This is a genomic window from Staphylococcus piscifermentans (assembly GCF_900186985.1).
Lineage (GTDB): Bacteria > Bacillota > Bacilli > Staphylococcales > Staphylococcaceae > Staphylococcus > Staphylococcus piscifermentans.
The window spans coordinates 405530-430903 of record NZ_LT906447.1; the positions used below are offsets into that span (position 1 = coordinate 405530).

12 protein-coding genes and 1 tRNA gene are annotated in these 25374 nt (G+C 33.6%); 9 read left to right on the forward strand and 4 right to left on the reverse strand.

Annotated elements, in window-relative coordinates; genetic code table 11:
* Positions 1 to 660 (forward strand): methionine ABC transporter permease, encoded by a 660-nt coding sequence (locus tag CKV71_RS01640; RefSeq protein WP_095103139.1) that lies wholly within the window; start codon positions 1 to 3, stop codon positions 658 to 660.
* A 24-nt stretch (positions 661 to 684) separates the two neighbouring features.
* Positions 685 to 1530, forward strand: a complete 846-nt coding sequence (gene gmpC / locus CKV71_RS01645; protein WP_095103141.1) for a dipeptide ABC transporter glycylmethionine-binding lipoprotein — start codon at positions 685 to 687, stop codon at positions 1528 to 1530.
* A 109-nt stretch (positions 1531 to 1639) separates the two neighbouring features.
* Here the strand turns inward: gmpC and CKV71_RS01650 are convergent.
* A tRNA-Ser gene (locus CKV71_RS01650) sits at positions 1640 to 1729 on the reverse strand.
* Between the two features lie 197 nt (positions 1730 to 1926).
* Here CKV71_RS01650 and CKV71_RS01655 point away from each other — a divergent pair.
* The 4 genes from CKV71_RS01655 (at position 1927) to CKV71_RS01670 (ending at position 12134) form a co-directional block, all read left to right on the forward strand.
* Positions 1927 to 2628 (forward strand): alpha/beta hydrolase family protein, encoded by a 702-nt coding sequence (locus tag CKV71_RS01655; protein ID WP_095103143.1) that lies wholly within the window; start codon positions 1927 to 1929, stop codon positions 2626 to 2628.
* 267 nt (positions 2629 to 2895) lie between these two features.
* The gene (locus CKV71_RS12640; RefSeq protein WP_269457256.1) at positions 2896 to 9570 is read left to right on the forward strand and encodes a Rib/alpha-like domain-containing protein; all 6675 of its coding nucleotides are present in this window, start codon (positions 2896 to 2898) and stop codon (positions 9568 to 9570) included.
* Between the two features lie 375 nt (positions 9571 to 9945).
* A complete protein-coding gene (locus tag CKV71_RS01665; protein WP_095103147.1) occupies positions 9946 to 10794 on the forward strand; it encodes a helix-turn-helix domain-containing protein in 849 nt (282 codons plus the stop codon).
* Positions 10795 to 11147: 353 nt separating this feature from the next.
* On the forward strand, positions 11148 to 12134 hold the full coding sequence (locus CKV71_RS01670; protein WP_095103149.1) for a hypothetical protein: 987 nt from the start codon (positions 11148 to 11150) through the stop codon (positions 12132 to 12134).
* A gap of 81 nt (positions 12135 to 12215) precedes the next feature.
* On the opposite strand, the gene CKV71_RS01675 is transcribed toward CKV71_RS01670, so the two are convergent.
* A complete protein-coding gene (locus CKV71_RS01675) occupies positions 12216 to 15554 on the reverse strand; it encodes a bifunctional glycosyltransferase/CDP-glycerol:glycerophosphate glycerophosphotransferase (RefSeq protein WP_095103151.1) in 3339 nt (1112 codons plus the stop codon).
* A 412-nt stretch (positions 15555 to 15966) separates the two neighbouring features.
* Between CKV71_RS01675 and CKV71_RS01680 the strand changes: the two genes are divergently transcribed.
* On the forward strand, positions 15967 to 17052 hold the full coding sequence (locus CKV71_RS01680) for an acyltransferase family protein (RefSeq protein WP_095103153.1): 1086 nt from the start codon (positions 15967 to 15969) through the stop codon (positions 17050 to 17052).
* 60 nt (positions 17053 to 17112) lie between these two features.
* Here the strand turns inward: CKV71_RS01680 and CKV71_RS01685 are convergent, their stop codons facing one another.
* The gene (locus CKV71_RS01685; protein WP_095103155.1) at positions 17113 to 19614 is read right to left on the reverse strand and encodes a glycosyltransferase; all 2502 of its coding nucleotides are present in this window, start codon (positions 19612 to 19614) and stop codon (positions 17113 to 17115) included.
* A gap of 468 nt (positions 19615 to 20082) precedes the next feature.
* On the opposite strand from CKV71_RS01685, the gene galU reads away from it, so the two are divergent.
* Together galU and CKV71_RS01695 are read left to right on the forward strand one after the other, a co-directional pair.
* Positions 20083 to 20949 (forward strand): UTP--glucose-1-phosphate uridylyltransferase GalU, encoded by an 867-nt coding sequence (galU, locus tag CKV71_RS01690; protein ID WP_095107197.1) that lies wholly within the window; start codon positions 20083 to 20085, stop codon positions 20947 to 20949.
* A 32-nt stretch (positions 20950 to 20981) separates the two neighbouring features.
* Positions 20982 to 24023: a CDP-glycerol glycerophosphotransferase family protein gene (locus CKV71_RS01695; RefSeq protein WP_095103157.1), complete on the forward strand. Its 3042-nt coding sequence runs from the start codon at positions 20982 to 20984 to the stop codon at positions 24021 to 24023.
* 64 nt (positions 24024 to 24087) lie between these two features.
* On the opposite strand, the gene CKV71_RS01700 is transcribed toward CKV71_RS01695, so the two are convergent.
* Positions 24088 to 25374, reverse strand: a complete 1287-nt coding sequence (locus CKV71_RS01700) for a YhgE/Pip domain-containing protein (RefSeq protein WP_095103159.1) — start codon at positions 25372 to 25374, stop codon at positions 24088 to 24090.

Sequence of the window (25374 nt, forward strand, 5' to 3'; positions counted from 1 at the left end):
ATGCTAGGTTCATCTTTAGACTCGTCGCAATTATGGGAAGCGCTCTATCAAACATTATTGATGGTTTCGATTTCACTAGTAATTGGTGCGTTAATCGGGATTCCCTTAGGCATCTTGCTGGTAGTGACAAAGAAAAATGGTATTTGGGAAAATGTAGCGATCTATCATATCTTGAATCCGATTATTAACATTTTTCGTTCAATTCCATTCATTATTTTGTTAATCGCGATTGTGCCGTTTACTAAATTAATCGTAGGTACATCTATTGGTACAGCAGCTGCGATTGTACCTTTAACGGTATACGTAGCACCATACATTGCGCGTCTCGTTGAAAATTCACTATTGGAAGTAGACTCAGGGGTTATCGAAGCAGCGAATGCAATGGGTGCATCACCGTTCCAAATTATTCGTTATTTCTTAATGCCGGAAGCTTTAGGTTCATTAATCTTAGCGATTACTACTGCAATTATCGGTTTAATCGGTTCAACAGCTATGGCCGGTGCAGTAGGTGGCGGCGGTATCGGTGACTTGGCTTTAGCTTATGGTTACCAACGTTTCGACACTATCGTCATTATTATTACAGTTGTTATTTTAGTCATTATGGTTCAGCTAATTCAATCTCTCGGGAATGTTTTGGCTAAGAAGATTCGCAGAAATTAATCACACAAAGGGGTTTTTTAGGATATGAAAAAGTTATTAGTATTATTAATGGCATTAGTCGTAGTACTTGCAGCTTGCGGCGGCAATAAGAAAGATGACAAGACCGTCACAGTAGGGGTAGCATCAGATGATACAAAGGTTTGGGATAAAGTGAAAGAACTTGCGAAGAAAGATGGAATTAACGTTGAAATCAAGAAATTCTCTGATTACAACGTACCGAACAAGGCGCTAAACGATGGGGATATCGACATGAACGCATTCCAACATTTCGCATTCTTACATGAATATGAGAAAGCAAACAAAGGGACTCATATCACACCGATCCGTACAACAGTATTCGCGCCACTAGGCATTTATTCTAAGAAGATTAAAGACATTAAAGATTTGAAAAAAGGGGCAAAAGTCGTAATTCCTAATGATGTATCTAACCAAGCACGTGCATTGAAACTCTTAGAAAATGCAGGGTATATCAAACTCTCTAAAGACTTCGGCTTAAAAGGAAGCAAGAAAGATATTGTAGAAAACAAGAAAGATTTAGACATCAAAGCAGTGGATGCACAACAAACAGCACGCTCTTTAGATGATGTAGATATCGCAGTTATCAATAATGGTGTAGCTTCTAAATCCGGTTTAGATCCTAAGAAAGATCCGATTTTCTTAGAAAAAGATAATACTAATACTTCTAAACCTTATATCAACATTATCGCTGTAAATGACAAAGATAAAGATAATAAAACATACAAGAAAGTTGCTGAATTGTATCATTCTAAAGAAGCGCGCAAAGCTTTAAAAGAAGATACTAAAGACGGCGAAAAAATCGTTGATCTCTCTCAAAAAGAAATCAAAGAAATTACAGACAGCTTGAAATAAGGAATGAGCAAAGCGGTATTGAGACAAAATAAAGTCTCAATACCGCTTTTTTAAAAGAATAATAAAAAAGACTTCGAAACAGTTATCTGAATCGAAGTCTTTTAAGTAGCGGAGAAAGAGGGATTCGAACCCCCGCGGGCCGTTAAGCCCCTGTCGGTTTTCAAGACCGATCCCTTCAGCCGGACTTGGGTATTTCTCCATGTAATATTTAACACAAGATTTATTGTATAATAAGAAACCCTATCCGTCAACAACTTTTTAATAAAAAATCTAAAAACTTTGTAGCTTGTTCATAAAATTCATATCAGCTGGGTAAAGTTGTAATGGTTGTCAGTCTTATAAAGCGGGTAAATATTTAATGTTATGACAAAACTACCAATTTAGGAGTGCTACAAAATGGAAGAATTATATTATGGTGACCATGAAGAACAACTGATTGATGTTTATCCTGCCTCAGAGGCCTTAGCTGAACATGATGATAAATGGTTAGTACTTATTCATGGCGGTTACTGGAGACAGAAGTTCGACCGCACATTAAATGATAAATTAATCGAAATGCTCACAAGAGAAGGATACAATGTGGCGAATGTTGAATATCGCCGTGGAGAGCATGCTTGGCCGACACCAGAGGAAGATACAAAGAAAGCCATTCAAGCTTTCAAGTCTTCAAAGTTTGTGGATAATCAAGAAATTATATTGATTGGTCATTCCGTAGGCGGCCAGCTTGTATTGAATAATGCAGATGAAGCAGATCGTGTGATTGCTATGGCTCCCGTAACTGATGTTCCCTATACCAAAGAACAAGGATTAGGGAGAAACGCGGTAGACGAGTATTTTGGAGATATTACTGATGCGGCGCTTGAAGCAGCTTCTCCAATGTCACGTTTACCTTTAAAAACGAAAACTTTAATTATCCAAGGATTCAATGACAGTGGCGTTAAAGTTGAATCTACGTTGGCCTATGTGTCTCAAAACGAAGAAAACACTATAGATTTATACGCATTTGCCCATTTAGGTCATATGCAATGTCTTGAACCTAATGGACGCCATATTGATTTAATGCTTGAGTGGATTGATCATAGAGACGAAGAAAATTAAATAATTTATATAATTTGCCTATTATATCGAGTTTATGACGATATAATAGGCTTTTTTATTTTTGAAAAAGCACTTTCTAACTATATCTGAATTATAAAAATAATATGTGAGAATATTTTAGTTACACGCAACTATATAAGTGGTAAAATGTATATAGTGTTGTATAGAATTGTAGTTTAAACATACATAGCCTGAGAGAATGAAAAAGGATATTCAGTAAGAACTATGAATATTAAGAGCACTAAAATTTTTTAAGGAGTGTCAAAGTTGAAAGACAAACACACATCAAAGAATCATGCATCTTTCACGCCTCAAAGACAAAATAAGTATTCTATTCGTAAGTTTACTTTTGGAACCGCTTCCATACTAGTGGGAGCCACTCTGTTTTTGGGTGTGAACCATGATGCTAAAGCAGCTGAGAATGTACCGACATCTACTGAAATCTCGACGACACCAGACCCTGGTCAAGAAGTTGAACAAGCTCATGCAGACGAAGTTGCTTTTGAGGCAGAAGTATTAAACGATTCTGTTGTAAAAACAGATGAAGAAAGCACTACAGTTAAAAAAGAAGAAATTCAAGAGGAAGGAGGACAAGTAGAGAACACTAGCCTTCCTGAGAATCAACCCTCAAATGAAAATACTGAAAAAGCTGTTGAAGAGAAACACTTAGAGCCTAAAGTACAAAATGCAGCTCCGAAATCAGAAAATGTTCAAGTTTCTAAAGAAAAAGTAAGCGTACCTCAACCGACAATAGTAAAAGAAACTGAAGAAACAAATAAAATAGACTTGAATTCTGCTATTAAGATTGACCAAGTTAAAGATTTAGAAACAGCGACTAACTTTTATGCACAATCAGCGGGTGTTTCAATAGCTGATGCAAAAGAATTTATTAAAGATCTTAATTTGAAAGAGAGTATTACACCAGCAGAGCTTCAACAAGCATTGATTTATCAACTCTCTTTAGAATATGAAACAATGTATCATCCTGTAGCGGTAATTGAAGGGACAGAACGTAAAGACGTTAAGATTATTGACGGACAACGTACTACAAATTATGCGGCCCCACTTACTATTAATAATCCTGATGTTATTCTTGCTGACGCTATGCTAAACGGATATGTGTCTTCTGGTTCAGATGAACTGAGTAAAGCTCATTTAATATCTGGACGCGCATGGATGACAGACCAAGGTATTCCATCGGTAGGTACAAACGGATTGACACCTGTCCCTGTTAATACACCGGTATTTTTACAATGGATGGATAGAGATGGAGCCATTTCACCTATTTATCTAGCTTACACACATAATAGAAATAATGATGATAGCGCACAAGATGGACCAGGAGGTTATGCTTTTGATTTAAGAAATGGATGGACTGACGCAAAAGGTAAGAAACATTTATATAGTGCTTTTGCTGGTCAAAAATATCGTTTTGCTATCCCTGACTTTACTTTGCCGAACGGAAACCGTGCTACCATGTTACGCCAATCAGGCGGTTTTTATCCTGGAGTATTTGTAGATACATTTACAATTAATAATATGGGACAAACTCCTGTGGTAGGAAAAAATATAGGAAGAACAGGAATTTTTATGGCTGAAGTGCCTGTCGGAAACTATATGACTAAACCTAAGAATCAATGGGTAGAAGCAAATGGTAATCATAGCGATCCTGGTATTTTAGCTATTGATGGTTATAATATCGTACGCGGTAGAGTCTGGATGGAAAGTTCCGGTGGAGATAGATCTAACTCTGCGACTGGTCCGAACTTCAACCCGAATATGGGGGATAAGGCGGCCAATGGATACAAAGTAGTATTCAGTTCCTTGACTACTCAAGGTGCAAGTGCTTATCGAAATGCTGTAGAACGCTTGCCAGAAGATCAACGTGCAACAGCCGCCAAACGACTCTTGCAAGATCATCCAGAATATATTTCTGCTACAGTGGTAGCGACTACTGACAGCTCGGGAGTATATGCTGCTAAGTTTCCTTCTGGAACTTTAAATGTAGAGCATATCTATGGTTTTGTATTAAATCCTAAAGGAAAACTCGTCCAAACATATTCTGGTTTTACTTCTCCAGAATTCAGAAGAGCAAATCAAAACATAGAAATAGCACCTATAGCAGCACCGTATAGTGGAATCCAACAATGGGCTAACGTAAACTTTGCGGTAGTATTAAGTCCAAGTGATACTATTGATATTGCAACAAAACCATATAATGCTACAAATAATCCTGCTGCTCCAGGTAATCGTGTTGAGGTTGAATTAACAAACGGAGATGTTCCTCCTATGCCTACACATATTGAATGGAGAGACAAGAACGGAAATGTAGTAAGTAAATCTCGAGACTTTACAACTCCAAAAGAAGGAGAAAAAGTGGGTGGCTTTACTATCCCTAACAATGCTGAAGAGGGAGACACTTATACAGCAGTGCTTGTTTCTGGAGGTAACGACATCGGTGGTGACACTGTAGTTGTGCATGTCACAGATAGCAACAAATACCCACCTAAAGCAACTGTAGTGAATAAAGCATTTGGACAACCAACAAATGAAAACGATGTTATTTCGCATGTTACATTTCCTAATTATCCAGCAAACCATAAAAAACCTAATGTAGTGGTTGATCACCCTGATCAATTGCCGGATGGCTCAGTTCCAGGAAGAGTAGAAGTTCCAGTTACAGTAACTTACCCAGATGGTTCTACGGCTACTATTAAAGTTCCCGTGGTCACAGCTGATCAACAGGATAAAGATAAATATCAACCAACAACTGAATCGATAGAAAAGAATTATGGGGAAAAGGCCACACCGGATGAAGTGAAAGGCAAAGTAACAGTTCCAAATTTCCCAGCTAATGGAAAACAACCTACTTATACTGTAGATGAAGCAAAAATTCCAAATGGACTTAAATCTGGTACGGAAAATGTTCCAGTCACAGTAACTTATCCAGACGGTTCTAAAGAAGTTGTGGAAGTACCAGTTATTACAAAAGAACAACTAGATAAAGATAAATATCAACCAACTACGGAAGAAATTCGCAAACCTTTTGGTCAACGTACTGATGAAAATGAAGTGAAATCAAAAGTCGCAATCCCAGGTTATCCAGAAAACGGTCAACCGGTTACTATTACTGTAGATACTTCAAAAATCCCGGATGGCCAAACACCGGGCGAAGTGAACGTTCCAGTCACAGTAACTTATCCAGACAACACAACAGATGTCGTCAATGTGAAAGTAACAACAGGCCCGAAAGATTCGGACACTTATCAACCGACAACAGCACCGATCACTAAACCGTATGGACAAGGTACAACTGAACAGGAAATAAAAGATAAAGTGACAGTCCCTAATTTCCCTAAAGACGGCGTACAACCGAAGGTCGTTATCGATGATCCGACAAAAGTACCTGACGGCAATACAACAGGCGTCTTCGATGTACCGGTGACAGTAACATATCCGGACGGTACAACTGACAAAGTTACAGTGAAAGTAACAGTGGGCAAACAAGCGGATAATGCGAAGTATGAACCGACTGCAGAAGACATCACTAAAAAATTCGGTCAAAAAGCAACACCTGATGAAGTGAAAGGCAAAGTAACGGTTCCAGGCTTCCCTAAAGAAGGAAACCAACCAGTATTAACAGTGGATGAATCTAAGATACCGAACGGCCAAACACCGGGTGAAGTGAATGTTCCGGTAACAGTGACTTATCCGGATAAAACGACAGATGTAGTCAATGTGAAAGTAACAACAGGACCGAAGGATTCAGACACTTACCAACCGACAACAACACCGATTACGAAACCGTACGGTCAAGGTACAACTGAACAGGAAGTAAAAGATAAAGTGACAGTGCCTAATTTCCCTAAAGACGGCATACAACCGAAGGTCGTTATCGATGATCCGACAAAAGTACCTGACGGCAATACAACAGGCGTCTTCGATGTACCGGTGACAGTGACATATCCGGACGGCACAACTGATAAAACATCAGTGAAAGTAACGGTCGGTAAACAAGCGGATAATGCGAAATACGACCCTAAAGCCGGAGAAATTACTAAGAAATTCGGTCAAAAAGCGACACCGGACGAAGTAAAAGGCAAAGTAACGGTTCCAGGCTTCCCTAAAGACGGAGACCAACCTGTATTAACGGTGGATGAAACTAAGATACCGAACGGCCAAACACCGGGCGAAGTGAATGTTCCGGTAACAGTGACATATCCGGATAAAACGACAGATGTAGTCAATGTGAAAGTAACAACAGGCCCGAAAGATTCGGATACTTACCAACCGACAACCGAACCGATCACAAAACCATATGGTCAAGGTACAACTGAACAAGAAGTAAAAGACAAAGTGACAGTGCCGAACTTCCCTAAAGATGGCGTACAACCGAAGGTCGTTATCGATGATCCGACGAAAGTACCTGACGGCAACACAACAGGCGTCTTCGATGTACCGGTCACAGTCACATATCCGGACGGCACAACTGACAAAGTTACAGTGAAAGTAATAGTCGGCAAACAAGCGGATAATGCTAAATATGACCCTAAAGTCGGAGAAATCACTAAGAAATTCGGCCAAAAAGCAACACCGGACGAAGTGAAAGGCAAAGTAACAATGCCAGGCTTCCCTAAAGACGGAGACCAACCGGTATTAACAGTAGATGAAACAAAAATTCCAGATGGTCAAACACCGGGTGAAGTGAATGTTCCAGTGACAGTGACTTATCCGGACCACACAACAGACGTGGTTAATGTGAAAGTAACAACAGGCCCGAAAGATTCGGATACTTACCAACCGACAACCGAACCGATCACAAAACCATATGGTCAAGGTACAACTGAACAAGAAGTAAAAGACAAAGTGACAGTGCCGAACTTCCCTAAAGACGGCGTACAACCGAAGGTAACAGTAGATGACCCAACGAAAGTACCTGACGGCAACACAACAGGCGTCTTCGACGTACCGGTTACAGTGACATATCCGGACGGCACAACTGACAAAGTTACAGTTAAAGTAACAGTCGGCAAACAAGCGGATAATGCGAAATACGATCCAAAAGCCGGAGAAATCACTAAGAAATTCGGTCAAAAAGCAACACCTGATGAAGTGAAAGGCAAAGTAACAGTACCAGGTTTCCCTAAAGACGGAGACCAACCGGTATTAACAGTGGATGAAACAAAAATTCCGGATGGCCAAACACCAGGTGAAGTGAATGTTCCGGTGACAGTGACTTATCCGGACCACACAACAGATGTCGTCAATGTAAAAGTAACAACAGGACCGAAGGATTCGGACACTTATCAACCGACAACAGAACCGATCACAAAACCATACGGCCAAGGTACAACTGAACAAGAAGTAAAAGACAAAGTGACAGTGCCGAACTTCCCAGCAGGACAAGATCAACCAACAGTAACAGTGGATGATCCGACAAAAGTACCTGCCGGCAATACAACAGGCGTCTTCGACGTACCGGTGACAGTAACATATCCGGACGGCACAACTGACAAAGTCACAGTGAAAGTAACGGTTAACCCGCAACCGGAAAATGAACAATACGAACCGATTGCTAAAGAAGTAGAAAAATCATACGGTCAACCAACAACACCAGGGGATGTAGTATCTCAAGTGACAGTACCGGGCTATCCGACAACAGGAGAGCAACCGAAAGTATCAATCGATGATCCAACATCATTACCTAATGGTCAAACACCAGGTGAATATGATATACCGGTCACAGTCACATATCCAGACGGCACAAAAGATCATGTCACAGTACATGTGATAGTAAAACCACAACCGGATACAGATATCTACGTACCAAGTTATAATGATGTTAAGGTAAATCCGGGACAATCAGTAGAGGTCCCTCAAACAGGAGATAAAGTACCTGTAGGTTCTACTTTTGAAATTATAGGTAATTCTGCAGGAGGAAACGGCTGGACAGCAACTATCGATCCGCATACTGGTACTGTGAAAGTAACAGCACCTAAAGATGCGCACGAAGGTGATAAAGTAATAGTTAAAGTACTTGTTCATTATCCAGATGGTACAACTGATAACATAGGTGTACATGTAACTGTTCATGATTCAATTGCTCCTGAAGCGCCAGTTATCAATCCTATCGAAGCTGGTTCTAAAGTAGTGACAGGAACTGGTAAAGAACCGGGCACAACAGTCGCAGTGACATTCCCTAACGGAGAGGTCGTAACTACAACTGTAGATAATAATGGCAACTGGAAAGTGGACGTACCAAATAACATCACATTAACTCATGGTGATAAAGTAATTGCTGTAATTACTGACGAAGCAGGCAACGTATCAGAAAGAACTGAACAGCCAGTTAAAGATACAATTTGTCCAGAAGCTCCAAAAGTGAATGTAATTCATAATGGAGATAAAGAAATTTCAGGTACAGCAGAACCGGGTACAACAGTTACAGTGACATTCCCAGATGGTTCAACTGCATCTTCATTAGTTGATGAAAATGGTCATTATACAGTAAAAGTCCCTAATCATGTAACTTTGAAAGCTGATGATAAAGTTACAGCAATAGCTACTGACGAAGCAGGCAATGTTTCTAAGGTAACTACAGCAGTGGTTGTAGGAGATAAAGAAGGTGTACCTACTCCTAGCGGCAGCAAAGTAGAAAAAGCACCAGCTAAACGAATCTCAAACAATCAAGATAGAATAGATAAACAATCATCAGTAACTAAAGGACAAAATTCTGATAAGGTTTCAGAAAAAGCGACATCTGCAAAAGTTGAAAAAGCTGAAAATAAATCAGCTCAAACAACAAGAGATAAAGCTTTACCAGAAACTGGAAACGCTGAAAATACAAGCAGTGGAATTTTAGTGGGTGGATTATTCGCTTTACTAGGTTCACTACTATTATTCAGAAAACGTCAAAATAAAAATGAAAAAAAGAATAACTAATTTTTAGTTTTCAAGGTCGTACTCGAAATGGGTACGATCTTTTTTCTTTATCTACATAAAACTTTAAATTACAGCTGGGACATAACAATATCTTAGCTCCTCATTTTGAAATAGCAGTAGCTAATTGAACAGTTCTTTTGAAAATAGGTATTTTATTTTTAAGGATTTTAGTATATTATATTAATGAAAAGTGAGAAATTTGAGAAAAAACCTATAGAATAAACGATACGATTACATTTTGTGGGTAATTAAATCATTTATGAATAACAACTCAAAAACACTCACTCCTCAAATTTTCTTCGTTTTACTGCTTTATATTTTTCTTTCTAATTTTTATTACCCAAACATAATTAAATAGACATCGGGGGGACTTCAATGGATTATAATTATAGTATTATTAAATCATCAACTTGTACTTTAGATTTTACGAATAAAAAGGACTATATTAATATTTACTTTGTACTTTCAGGAAATGCTAAAACTTTAAAAAAAGAAAGTTCACTTACCTATCATGCAGGCGAGTTGTTTATTAGAAGACCAGACATGAAACCTTTAAAAATTGAAATTAAAAATGGAAGTATAATTTGTTTAGAAATTCATACTGACTATTTTGAAAGATTCTATTTAAAAAATGCTTTGAATATGGAAAATAACTTTGAGGTTCACCATCATATTAAAGAAACATTTGTGCATACCATACGATGTATGTATGAGAAAAAATATTCTCATGCTGATATCAGTATTATTAAACTCGTAAATTATCTACGTATCTTCTTTGAAACATTTGATAATTATTTATTCAGACCGACTTTGAGTCCGTTAGTAAATCAAGTGATTGAGTATGTTAATGAGCATTATAAAAAACCTTTGAAATTATGCGTGGTAGCTAGAGATATCTTTGCGAACGAAAGTTTTCTTTCTAGAAAATTCGGAGAAGAGATGCAAATGACCTTCTCAGAATACCTCACTAATATCAGAGTATTTAATCTATCCGAACTATTAGTCACAAGAGGCGAAGAAGGTGAAATATGGAAAGAATTTGGTTTTGTGAGTAATCGTACTTTCTTAAACCGTTTCAAAGAAATCTTTAACATGTCTCCAAGAGAGTTTATTCTACACTCTCAAGTTTATCGTAGTAATGAAGATATTATTTCGGATTCGGTATATTTAGAAATTCTAAAATTTGTACAACCAGACGAAAAAATTATTCCTGAAATTCAATAGTTCGTAAATGTAATTCCGGTCTATTTATTTATGAAGCGTCAACAGAGATACAAGTACGCTTCACTTTAAATTAATTTCTTCTTTAAAAGCATCATTTCGAATACTTCCCCCCCCCCCCCGTTTTTGAGCAACACTTCAAAATGAGATTCCTTTCTTTTTAAATCACTACTTTTTAATGAATTTTTTTGAACTCCTTAAAGTTATATTTAATAATCTTTCTTCTCTAAGAAATGATAGAATGTACATAATTTAGCGATAAAGGTTAAATACAATAAAATCTTAATATTATAAGGGTGTAATTAGGGTATAAGTTACTAAATCATGAAAAAATTAATTTTATGGGGGAATGAATCATGAAGGTCAATGTGACTGAACTTTTAAAGAAGCGATTAAATAAATTTGATGATAATTTCAAACACTATGGAGATGATATGGCTTATCTTACGTTAACAAGCCGTAATGACAGTACTTTGAAAGATTTGCTAGGTATTCAGCTATTAAGAAATTCTGATAAAGAAACTGTAGCTAGAGAAATTGCACGATTGGATTTAGCTATTTTAGATAATAATGTACTCACAGATATTATCAAATTAAAATCAGTTTATATCCAAGACTTTGAGCAGAATCCTACTGTGGAAGAATCAAATGCAATTAAAGCGATTAAACGCGATATCGAGGATAACTTAAACAAAATAGTGAATCCTCCGAAATCATGGACTTACACAGTATCAGAAAGCGCGAAGCTGCACTTTGCGGCAATCTATGTGGATGTTCAAGCGAAAAAGAAATTCGAATTACCAGCAACGAAAACTGAATTTCTAAAATCACATCCTGAATTAAAAGAGGGAGATCTTGTCTATAAAAGTATTTTCCGTCATCGTGAAGCACGCGATTATTCAATTGAAGAAATTATTGAGCCTAGACTGCAAACTGCCGTCTTCAATCCTATATTAGAGGAACATTCTGATATCTATATTAAAAAAGGTGATATTGAAGAATTGTACAAAGGGAAATATGACGACTTCAAAGTTCAAGTTTATCTACAAACTTACGAAATCGGTCAAGGGTCAGAACCTGAAGAAGTAGAAGTCGATGAAGAAGTGGTAGAAACAGTGGACGTTAAGCCGGAAGAAGTAGAAGCTTCCATTGAAGTTGACGAAATTATTAAAGAAGCGAGAGTTAATCAAGAGAACACTTCTAAGATTGACACTTCAAAAGATAAAGATTCTAAAAAAGACAAAAAGAAAAAATCCGAGGAAACGGAAAATAAAAAAGATAAAAAGAAAGACGCATCAAAGAAAAAAGACAACAAGAAGAAAAGTAAGAAAAAGAAAAAATAAATTAGCATAGAATTAAAAAGGCTGGCGGAAAATCTTTCGAGATTGTCGCCAGCCTTTATATTTAGATTTATAGTTTTGAATTCACTTAAACAATGTTTTTATCACGGTTTCTGACGCATCTCCATCGCGTCCGTATTGACAAAATTCATCATAAAATTGTTGGTATTTATCTTTATATCTAGAATTTAATGAATTGAGATTCTGTAATTCATCAATTAAAGCATCAGTGTTTCTGATTACTGGTCCTGGTACTATTTTTTCGTAATCCAGATAAGTGCCTCTTTCGCTATATAAATATTTTTCAAGATCGTAAGCGTAAAACAGCATTGGACGTTTTAAATAGGCATAATCAAACATTACAGAGCTGTAATCGGTAATTAAAACATCGCTTATTGCGTACAATTCTTCTATGCTTGGATAATTAGAAACGTTGATAGCGAAAGGATAGTATTGACGAATATCCATATTATTACTCACCATATAATGAGCTCTTACTAGTAATATGAAATCGTTGCCTAGTTGCTTCTGCATATTTTCGATATCTAATTTGATATCAGAAGACTTTCCTTCTCTCCAAGTTGGTGCGTAAAGTATTATTTTTTTATTTGAAGGTATGTTTAAAGATTTTTTGATTGACTCTGTATGGTTGAGAGCATCGAAAATCATATCATTTCTAGGGAAACCAGAAGGAATAGATTTAACATTAGTGTTAAACGCGCTTCTAGCCTTGCTAGTCATATAATCTGACGGAACAGAAACATAGTCCCAATTATTAATTTTCTTTTGGAACTGATCAATTTTATTTTGTCGTGTTTCAAATTTAAATTCAGGTGTATCAAATCCCATAGTTTTCATAAATGTACCATGGAAAGTTTGTACTTCTTTTTGTCCCCGTCGTTTTTTATAATCTACAGGCATATTTGTATTTTGAATGAAATATTTTGCTGTAGCTAAATGGAACCAATATTTTAAGGAATTCTTTTTAACCACTTGTCCATTACCTTTAATTGGAAGATTAACATCGTTCATAATCCATATATTTTTATATTTAGGATATTTTTTCTCCAAAGTTTCATAAACAGCTTTTGGACTGCAAGAATATTGATCTCCCCAATAAGAATAATAAATAACTTTCTTCTTATTTTTAGGCAAGAGACGGAATAGTGGATAAAGATATTTATAATTTCTTTTTCTTTTTTGTCTGGTATTATCCACTTTGTCCCATATTTGTTTCTTATATAAATAGATCAAGTTTCCATTTTTTGAACTAAAGTCATACTTTCTGTTTTTATAAGTAAAGGAAAATGGGAATTTCACTTTACGACTTGCATTTAATAATAACGATGAAGGCAGTAATTTATTGTTTAAATAATAATCTACAGAAAATACGAATTCTCCATAAGTAACAAAATAGTTGATGTTATCAGTTTCTAAAGGTATTGCGACTTGGCAAGTATTTTTATCAATAATGTCAGCTGGGAATTTCTTCACTACCTTACCATTAGTTGATTTTAACGAAAGAAATACTTTACTGAGTGAAACATCTAAGTCATAAGGACTTTCAAAACGGATTAATAAATCTCTATTGTTTTTTCTCATCTCTAGAACATTAGAGTGTCTTCCTTTTCTATTTAAAGTAAAAGAATGATTATTATACACTCTTATTACATATTCGTGCGTTTCATCTTGTTTTATTTGTGAAGAATAAAAAGGAATTTTACTGAATTTAAAGTTTCGTGTTTGCACACCATTATTACTTACTTCTAATTCAAATAATCTATGAATAGCTTCAAAATCATTTAAGTTAAATACTATTTCATCCCCGTGTACTTCTCCGATAATAGGTTTTTCACGGAAATTTTTTAATTTGAATTGTGAATTGGGATCAATATGTGCTGCTTTGATAATCAGATTATTATCTTGTATGTCTAAGTTATCGAAGACATTTGTAATATTTTCTTTTGATATATATAATTCCCAACTGAATGTATAGTCTAGTTTATAGCTCCATTTTTCAGTTTTTTTGTTAACTGTTGTTGCTTTGCTATTGGCTCCTGGTTCACTTAATACCTTTTCATTATACAAATCACCATCTTGATATATTAATTTGATTTTATTTAATGAAGAATGGTTTGTGGTTGGTATAATTTCTGTAGGTATTTTGATTTCATATAATCTTTCATCTTTTTTTCGTATTTGAATTTCTTTGTTTTCGTTATCATTATAAATAAAGGCTGAAAGACATTTTTCATCAATTGTATCTAGAAGTGAAGAAGTAATTTTTACATTAATAGAAATGCTATTATCTTTAAATGTTGCTTTCTTCACTTTAGTTTTTAAAATATCGCTATGATTGAAAGTGATCTTTTTTAAATAATAATTTTTCAAATACTTGTCTGAAGGTTTTGAGTGTTTGCCTAATTGCATGGTTTTCACTTTATCAACACTATAGTTTAAAACTGTTTTATAATCCTTTTTTTGTATGGCATAGTAAATTGCTTGCTTGCGGTAATCACAGTTTTGAATGTATTGTTTATCCAGCTTAGTGAGCGCTTTTCTTGTGATTTTAATAAATTCTTTTGTATATGATTTGTTGGTTTCTGTATATTCAGGAAAGAACAGAGGCAAATCAAAAACTATTACTTTCTTTTCGAATTCAGCACACAATTTTTTAGAAGCATGCTCTTTAAGAAATGATAGAGTATCCAAGCATGTATTTACACGATCTTTATAGCCCTGTATATTGAATCTGTCTTGAGAAATTGAAACACTTTCTCCAGTTCTTATTCTCCAGACATAAGTCACTGTTGGAATGATATTTATTTTTTTAGCTAAGCTGAAAGATTTCATTGTAAAATAGATGTCTTCATAAACGATATTTTCTGGAAATACAATTTGGTTTTCTTTTAAGAAAGAAGATTTATATATTTTGTTAGTACTAGTACTATCATAAACTAATGAAGGTGTTTCAAAAAAATTAGTATTTATTTTCTCCGTAAAATCTACTTTTTTATGTAAACCTGAACGGCTATATTTGTTATTCTCAAATCTTTCTACGGGTCCTGTTACTATCTCTGCTTCATTAATAAAGGCAGAGTCCAATAATGAACTATATGCATTTTTAGGAACAAAATCATCGCTATCTAAAAATGCAATATACTTTCCTTGTGCTAATTCGATCCCTTTATTACGAGTCGCACCTAGACCGCTATTTTCAAAATGATAGGCTTTAACATTGGAGTGCATTTCGCTAAAGTGATTGATAATTTTACCGGATCCGTCTTGAGATCCATCATTAATTAAAATTATTTCATATAGATTATCATCTAGATTTTGTTCTAATAAGGATTTTATACAATCGTGTAGATATCCTTGGACATTATAAACGGGTACAATAATGCTTAAAAGTTTTTCATACATATTTAATTCATCCTTATTGAAGATTTATATTTTTATGTGATTCTCTATTTCTGTTTTAAAACTCGCGCTTTTAATTTCGTTTTAAATGGTTAAGTATATACTCTTGGTTAGTTGTAATAATCAATATATTTACACATAATCAATAATAATTAAACAAATAAACTACATTTTGTCAATGTAATCATAACTTATTACTCCTGTGGATAATTATTGCACTAACTAATCATATTGGATTAGTGTTTTACCATTTTTAGCTTGTGCAAAGTTAAGTTGCATTTTTAATACATTTTACATATAATTAACATTGATCAGACAGATGTAACCGATTTCGAAATACTTCTAATTTACCGATTGAAGCGGTAATAGAAGTGTTTTTATTTGTTATTTTATCAACAATTCTGAGGAGTAGAGTATGGAAAAGAAAACTGAATTAACATATGCTAGAGCTATATTTTGTATTATTATTGTGCTTGTTCACGCGATGACTGGCTTTATTAATGATATTCACGTGGGAGACGTTCAAAAGAGAATAGTTCAAATTATGCAAATTATGCTTTTGAGTGCTACACCGTGTTTTATCATGTTATCAGAAACATTATTAGGAATGCGATATTCAAAATATTTGCCTAAAAACTTTTTGACAAAAAGAATAAAATTTATTTTACTGCCTTATATCGTCTTTGCTTTGTTTGTTATATTAGAAATTTATTTTGATCCTGCCAAGCATTTTACGCTTTGGTATCTTATTCTCAATATACTTATCGAAGGAAAATTCTTCGGTTGGTTTGTATTAGTCATCTTCCAATTCTTTATACTACATATGATTTTCTATAAAGTATTAGATAAAATGAAACCTTTAATTCCTATTGTTGTTTCGCTTGCCATTAGTTTTACTCATGCATTGTTAATGTATTATAGTACAACCTATTTAAATTGGTGGCATGAACACTATATTCTTTATAATCGCACAATCATATTGAACTGGTTATTTTACTTTGTACTAGGTTTCTATATTGGAAAGTATTACGATGTAGTAATGGAATTTGTACAACGAAAGATATATTGGATTCTCTTATTATTTATAGCAAGTGCTGCAGTTATTGCTATTGATTTCTTTAAGTTCGAGGTATACTTTAATGAATCTAATCGTTTTGATTTATTTGTTTTTTCAGCAGCATTCTTTGTGCTCATTATCAGTTTATCTAAAATATTATGTCGTATACATTTAACCTTTATTTATATGATTAGTGAAATTTCATTTTTCATTTACCTGTCGCATCAAATCATTGTAGAACACATTTCAAGAGGATTAGCCTCGTTTGTTAGATATCCATTTATGTTTTTCACATTAACCACAATTTTCACGATAGGATTTTGTATAGGACTTGGCATTGTACTTTCCTTTATTCCTTACGTGAGATTTATCGTCGGCAGGAATACACTCTATCCGATGGTGTTGAATAATTATAGTTTAAAACAAGAAGCTAAAGAGAACTGACTGAATAACCTCATTATAAATGCCATGAAACTGTGTCATTAGTTTCATGGCTTTTTTGCATTAGTGCAGTAAGGAATAGAGTTGTTCTAAAGCCTCGGCGTTATGCTGGTTTGCATCGAAGTGTTCGAAAGTAGGAGTAGTATGATTTATAAATTTACGTATATTTTCTTCGACAAGTTCTGGTGTATTTTCAGTTAACATACCATAATCTCCGGCTTTTAAGACGTATTTATTAGCTGGGATATCAGAAGCAAGTGCATTGATACCGACTGTTAATGCTTCTAACAATACCATAGATTGACCTTCATAATGTGAAGTCAAAGCGAAGAGGTCGCAGTGTTTCATAATATTAAACGGATTACTTTTTTGACCTACTAAGAAGACATTGTCTTCGAGTTTTAAACGCTTGATCATATCTTCTAAAGCTTTTCTTAGCGGTCCGTCTCCTAAGATATATAATTTTGCAGTCGGATAGTCTTTTACAACACCGCTAAATCCATTGATTAAGATATCAAAGCCTTTTTCAGGAGAAAGTCTGCCCATTGCCATGACTTTAAAATCTTTATCATTAAAAGGAACACTGACGATTTCATTATCTTTTTGAATAGCAAGCACTTGTTGTCCTTTATGCATAAAGAAGTCCGTATCTTCAGTGAGTAAGTGCTGGATTTTAGGAAGATTAATCGTATTCATTGCTGATACAAATTTCTCTCTAGTATTTGGTGTAGCTAGTTTTTTTAAATTTACTTTGCATGTTTCTTCAGAGACACTTACCAGATAATCAAATTTATAATACAAGCTGATAATGCCTTTTAAATTAACATAGTGCGGACGGTTGCCATTAACTGTACGGTTCATATCACTTTCAATATCACTATGAAGATATATTAATTTACGTTTGGATTGCGTTGCTAGTAAAATTTTAGACCAAAACATTGAGTAGCCGCTGAAATCAATAACATAATCAAAATCTGAGCTCCCGAAGATTTTTCGGAATTCACGCTCGTAAGCTTTAGTTGGATAAGCTATTTTTTCTAATGGTGATTTAAGGCCTCTATTTTTTACGAAAATATCTCTGTATTTCTCTGAAGTGCTCGCTAGAAGAGGACCCTTTCTTAAAATAATGCGTACATTTTTATTGACTTGTGAAAGATTCTTAAGGATTTCTGTGTTGTGGGTATTATTCAAAAATATCGTAACGTCATATCTGTCATAATCAATATTTTCTAAGAGGTTAATTGCTGAAGTAGTGATGCCGTTATTTTTCATTCCGCCAGGATACATTAAAATCGTTTCTTTAGTCTTTAATGATTGCCCTTTTTCAGAAGAGAACATAGCGTTAATTAATCTTTCAGTGACTTTGCCGTCTTCATAGGGAACATATAAGTCTTTAAATTCCTGATATTGTCTGGCGTATTTTGAAGTGTTTGCTTGTGCATGATTGACTGCTTCTATCAAATCATCCGTATTAAAGACAGATGGACCTGGTAAAGCATCCGGCTTAATATAGAAGCCTCTGTCGTTCTTATAATCTTCATAATCTGGAGAATAGAAAATCATTGGCTTGTCGGTAACAAGATAATCAAAGAAAATACTAGAATAATCGGTTACTAATAAATCGATTACGCTGAGTAATTCATTAGTATCAAAGGAATCTGGCACCAAGTAAGGTTTAAGTTCTTTATATTTTAAAGCTGTTTTATAAACAAAGGGGTGAACTTTTACTAGTACTTGATATTCGGTATTATTCTTCAATTCCATTACCATGCGATAGACATCTTTCAAACTATCTTCCGGTTTATTGACATCGCTGCCTCTCCAAGTTGGCGCAAATAAAATAATTTCTCTGTCAGATATATGCAGACCGGATTGTTTTAAATGCTTGAAGACCCTTTTCTTGTCTGCATTAAGCGTAAGATCAATTCTAGGATAGCCGATTTCTAATAATTCTCCGCTGTATAAACCCTCTAAGCTGAAAGCTCTCTTGAAGATTTCAGAAGTATGAGGATTTGGACTAACTAGAATATCAGAACTTAAGAAGTTTCTGATGATATTTTGAGAACCGAGTAAATTATCTTCAACATCTAATCCCATTGCTTTAATTGGGGTACCGTGCCAAGTATTGACGTACACTTGATTCTCTTTTTTGGTAAAATATGCTGGGAAAGTTGAGTTGTTTAAAATGTATTTTGCTGTTGTAAGCATTTGTAAACAATCATTACTTTCTTTTACTACAAATTCCACATTTGAATAGTGCTTGTACATTTTGGCAAATTCTTGTTTTTTCTTTTGCGTATCCACGACCCAAATATGTTTTAAATGTTTATACTCCTTATGGGAAAGCAGATATAAAAAGACGGCATAGGGACTGTCCGTCATACTCTTGCCGTCACGTGATTGATATAGAATATAATTATCTTTAAGTTTATTGTGTTTATAATATTTTGCGTATCTTGTAATCTTAGCAACATAAGGACTTGTAAACATTGCTTTAATAGGTTGTGCAAAGAATTTATATTTTCTGCTTGCTTGGTTTAAGAACACCTTTCCTACTTTATTCATTTCAAAAACTCCTCTTATCTATTTTTCGGTTACTTTTCGAATGATTTAAATATGATTACAGGCGAGACTGCTTATTTTAGGTTAAAGATTAGTTAATAATATGTATACAATCTTTACACTAAACTATACTTTAGTATATCTTTTATGACTTATTTATACAATTATTTTTAAGAAGTAGCTATTGCAATAATCTACATTAACCTATTTAAATAATTGGTTATTACAAGTTATTTAAAGACATTAATTAGTTGTTGTTAGAAAAAATAACAGACAAGCAAAAATAATTGTACTAAATTTAAAAGTCTCTAAAAATTCCATTGATTTTAATGGAAAATTTACATATAATTTACATTGATTTAAGAAAGTTTTGCTTTTTAAATTTGCTTTTTAAAATAGAAGGAAACCAATTTGCTTCTAATGGAAAATATTAGAAGTCTTTTTTGTATGAAAATTCAATGTCTAGGGAGAATATTTATGATTAAGAAAGCGATAATACCAGCAGCAGGACTAGGGACAAGATTTTTACCTGCTACAAAAGCAATGCCGAAAGAAATGCTACCTATATTAGATAAACCTACTATTCAATATATTGTTGAAGAAGCAGCAGAGGCAGGAATAGAGGACGTAATTATTATTACTGGAAAGCATAAGAGAGCAATTGAAGATCATTTTGATAATCAAAAAGAATTAGAAATGAATTTAGAAACAAAAGGTAAAATAGAGGAATTAAAAAAGACACAAGAGCCTACTAATTTGGTGAATTTATTTTATGTTCGTCAAAAGGAACAAAAAGGTTTAGGCGATGCAGTTTTGTGCGCAAAACAATTTATTGGAAATGAACCTTTTGCCGTTTTATTAGGAGATGATATTGTAAAAGGAAAAGTTCCGGCCATTAAACAATTAATGGATAAATATGAAGAAACTGGAAAGTCAGTGATCGGTGTTCAAGAGGTTCAACCTTCAGAAACTCACAGATATGGAATTATAAATCCAAATTCTTCTAATGGCAGATTATATCAAGTAAATAATTTTGTAGAGAAACCTGCAGCAGGAACAGCACCATCAAATTTAGCAATTATGGGCAGATATGTTCTTTCGCCACAAATTTTTGATTATCTGGAAAATCAAGGTTTCGGTGCTGGTGGAGAAGTACAAATTACCGATGCTATAGAAAGACTAAATCAAGATGATAACGTCTTTGCATATGATTTTGAAGGCAAACGCTATGATGTTGGTGAAAAAGTTGGTTTTGTAAAAACTACAATAGATTTTGCTTTAAATAATGGTGAGATGAAAGATGAGATAAGAAAGTTTATTCAAGAAATAGTAAAGTAATAAACTCTGTTGTTGAAGGAGAATTTTAAAACATGGTACAGATTAAGGAAATTAGAAATAAGCTAAAAAATTACACAAAAAATAAAGGGAAATTTGTATATGTAGATGCATTTAGAAATAAGAAAATAAAGAAAAAACATTTTGTATTAGAATCAACTCATGGAGATTCTGTAGGGGGACATAATTATTATTTAATCAAAGAAATAAAAAACAAAGTAAAGCGCGCTAAAATTTTTGTAGTAGCTAAAAACGTAGAAAAAGCTAAGAGATTTTTTGAAGTTAAAGGAATAGAAGATGTTCAAATAGTTGAACATTTATCGGTAGAATACTATGAATTGTTAGCAACCAGTGAATATTTAATTAACGATACAACTTTTTATCCTTTCTTTAATAAGAAAAAAGGACAAAAGTATTATATTATATGGCATGGCACTCCATTAAAGTATATGGGGAAAGATATGCCTGTAGTTGTTGATGTTTCAAATGTTCAAAGGAACTTTTACATGGCTGATAAAATATTTGTAAGCAATGAATATACTAAAGATATCTTATCAGAAGCCTATAATTTAAAAAATGTCTATCAAGGGAAGATTGTCGTTAGTCCTTCCCCGAGAAATTCAATATTTTTAAATGATATCGAAAAGAACAAAATTAAAGAAAACTTGAATATTGAGAACAAAAAAATATTATGTTATATGCCCACTTGGAGGGGGACAGTAGGTAAAGTAAAGAAAACTAGTCACACTCAAGAACTTCTAAATTATCTTGAAAAAACACTTGCCCATGACACACTTTTATATGTTAAATTACATGATTTTGAAAAGAATAATATTTCTTTTGATAAATACAGTAAGATTAAAGAATTCCCTGGCAGTTATGAAACTTATGAATTTTTATCGATTACCGATGGGTTGATTACAGATTATTCTTCTGTTATGTACGATTATGCAAATATGAATAAACCAGTTATATTATATACTTATGATTATGAGGAATATATCGAGAGCAGAGGTGTTTATGAAGATATTGATAAATATCCCTTTAAAAGAATTGAAAATTTGGAGGATCTTATAATTGCTATTGATAATCTATCTATTGAAGATTATTCAATAATTAACGAAAGGTTTACATATTCAGATTGTATAGATGGAGCCGAAAGAGTAATTAAAAATATATTATTTAATTATATAGATGAAAAAGTTAAAGAATATAATTTGTATAATGGAAAAGAAACAGTAGCTATTTTAAGTGGGGGCTTTTGGAATAATGGGGTAACAAGTGCCCTCATAAATACTTTAGAAAATTTAGATACAAGTAAACGTAATTATATTTGTTTTTTTGAAAAAAATAAAATTAAACCAGAACATTATTATAGATTATTAAATTTACCCGATAATGTGCTTTTCTATCCTGTGACTGGAGAAGTAAATGGTAATATTTCTGATCGCCTATTATTGAAAAGATATTTATGGAACGAGGATTATTCTGCAAAAGGAAGAAAAAAACAGCTTGGTAGAATTTATAAAGAAGAATTCAAAAGAATCTTTGGAGATTTAAAAATAGATTGGTTTATCCATTATACTGGATTTGAGCGCAAAGAAGCAGAAATGATGAGACATATCAATGCAAAAAAATTAATATGGGTGCATACTGATATGTTTGCTGAATATGAGGCTAAGAAGAATTTTAGTAAAAAAATAGTCTTTGGAGCTTATAAAGATGCTGATAAAGTAGTAATGGTGCATGAAAACTTACGAGAAAACTTAAATGCAAACATTTCTGGAATAAAAAGAAAGTTAGTAACAGTTAACAACTTTTTAGGTGAAGACAGAACAAAACGCTTAGGCAGAGAAAATATTTTTAAAACTTTAGCTGATGTTAAAGTAGATTACTCTTTTAATGATAATGCTTACAAAACTGAAACCCAAATGCTTCTTGAAGAGTATAAAAAAGAAATAAATGAAATTGTAAAATTAGCTAAAGAATCAAAACATACAAATTATGACGTTGTAATTAAAAATATTAAGGATATTAATGAGAGATACTCTTTTAATCCGTATTTACGGTATGTAGCTGAAAATACATCAGTAATGATGGATGAAGCGCATGAAAGAATAACAAATATTTTTGGTGAACAAAAAAACAATCTGATCTCCGAGCTTTTATTTGAAGAATATAAAGATTTTATATTACCAAAAATAAAGGATAATCAGAATGAGTTGAATTATTATTTCCCAAATTTAGTGAAGGAAATTAGTAATTACGAAGCACTTTTAAATAATAGACTAGAATCTGCACGTAATGAAGAAAATTATGAATTAGTAAACAAAACTGAGATACAGCTTAAGAAAAGTCGCCAAATCGTTGTCGAAAATTATAAACTACTTAAAAAAGAAGAAAACTTGAACGAAAAATTTAATTCTTTATTCGATAACAAGAAAAGTGAATTTCTGGATTTTGTAGATAGTTATATAACACCTGAAAATATACAAAGTAGTCAACACCCTAATATAGATTTTTATGGTTATTTTAGAGTTTCAAAGACTAAAATGTTAAATGCTATATTTGATGAAAATATAAAAGTATATATTAATATAGGGCGTTATGACTATCAAAAGGGTCATGATAAATTAATAGATGCATTTGAAAGAACCTTTGAGCGAAACCCTAATATATTTTTGATAATAGTTGCTCCGCACGGACCTTTAAAATCTAAAACTATAAATAGAGTAAGGAATTCTATTGCAAGAGATAATATTATAATTTTGACAGGAATGAATAATCCGTATCCTCTATTAGCTCATTGTGACGCATTTGTGCTTTCTTCTAATTACGAAGGGTTAGGTTTAGTAGTATATGAAGCGCTGGCTGTAAATACAGATGTTATAACTGTCAATTTAAAGGAAACAATTCAATATTTAAAACAAGATCAAGCAATTATAGTAGAAAATAATGTGGATGGTTTAACTAAAGGATTTATGCACCATCTTAATTTAAACAAACCTCTTAAAAAATTTGATTTTGAACCTTTTAAAGTCAAATCCATTAAAGAATTTGAGTCACTTTTTAAATAATAATAAAAAAATCCACCGCCAAGCCCCAACTTGACGGTGGATTTCTTTTCCCCAATTTATTAAATTATGCTGGAATTTCTGCACGTTTGTCTGAGTGTTTACGAACAAATGAAGCTGCGATAACTGAAACGATACCGAAAATCATGAAGCCGATAAACATCCAGATTGTTGCGTTCATTTCAATATGTTGATTCATATAGATGATATCTCTGAGTGTATGTGCATAGTGACTGAATGGGTTCCAACCAACAATATATTTGCGGTAGAATTCTGGAAGCATTTGTTCTGGCAACATTAAGAGTTGCATACTGAAGAACAATAATAGGAAGAAGACTGGAACAATCTTCATGCCTGTCCATGTCATACAACCAAGTACGAGTCCGATGAATCCCATAAATGCAATCATGATATAAAATGCTACACGGTTCGGATGATCGAAATGGAAGCCTAATACATCTTTCATAAAGTAGATATAGCCAAAGCTACCAATTAATGCACTGACAGCAGTCATGACAATTTGACTAAGTGCTGCAATGAAGCGGTTTTTACGAGTTACCAAGTTACTTGTGCGGAATGCGAAGAACAAGATAACTGATGTGATTAATGATCCCATCCAAACTGGCATAAACATTAAGAATGATGCATTACCATTTGCTTGGTGATCTTTCACTTTGTGAATTGTAATATTATCTACATTTACAGGTTGAGTTAAACTTTCAATATCTTTAGCTGGAATAGCTACATTTTGTTTATTTAAAATGTCTAAACTTTGTTTTGTGATTTTAGCATTCACTTTTTGGCCTAATCCATCTAACACTTTAGTTGCGATTTGAGAGCCTTGTAAGTTAACGCCTTGGCTGATAATTGTTTTAAGTTGTGCTGATTCAGGTTTGACATCTTGTGAACCTGATTGTTTCATTTTCTCAGCCATTTGTTGTGCTGCTTCTGGTGGAATTTCCCCTGATTTTACTTTATCTTCCATTTCTTGTTTTTTAGCTTTCATAACAGAAGCTTGTGTTTTGCTGAGTGCATGTTTTGAAAAATCTTTTTCTAGTACCACCGTACCGAAGTATTTTTCATCATCCATGCCTTCACGTGCTTTTTTCTCACTAGATACTTCTTTCCATTCTATTGCTTCTGATTTATTTTTCAATAAGTTGTCTGTTAAGTCTTTACCGATATTTACATGTTTACCTTGCATATCAGTACCTTTATCTAAGTTCACAACTGCTAGTGGAATATTTTTAGGTTTTGGATTATAAGCAGGATAGAATGCAACTGCTAATAACATGATGACTACCAATAATCCGATTGGTGCTATCCAAAGTAATTTATTTTTAAAAATGTTCAT